The 319-nt window shown below is 52.0% G+C and carries 1 protein-coding gene; it reads left to right on the forward strand.

Annotated features, from left to right (window positions below; genetic code table 11):
- Positions 1-319 (forward strand): IS66 family transposase (locus ACO0LF_RS31660; RefSeq protein WP_423021408.1); only part of this gene is annotated, 319 nt, incomplete at both ends.

Here is a 319-nt window from a genome sequence, read left to right on the forward strand (position 1 = left end):
TAAAGCCTTGTTTGCCAATGGCATCACGGAACTGGCTTGCCTGGCACATGCCAGACGCAAATTCTTTGATTTGCATGCCGCTAACCAGCATCCGATAGCGGCAGAGGCCTTGGGCAAGATCGCAGAATTGTATGCCATTGAGAGTACAGCTAAAGAGGACACGATAGAACAAAGAGCTATCCGACGGCAAGAGCAGTCCAGACCAAGACTTGAGGTCATGCATGCCTGGTTGTTACAACAGCGGCAGAAGACTGCTGATGGCAGCAGTCTGGCCAAGGCGATTGATTACAGTTTGAAGCGCTGGCCTGCGATTGTGCGC

Source organism: Undibacterium sp. Di27W, from assembly GCF_049340345.1.
Taxonomy (GTDB): domain Bacteria; phylum Pseudomonadota; class Gammaproteobacteria; order Burkholderiales; family Burkholderiaceae_D; genus Undibacterium.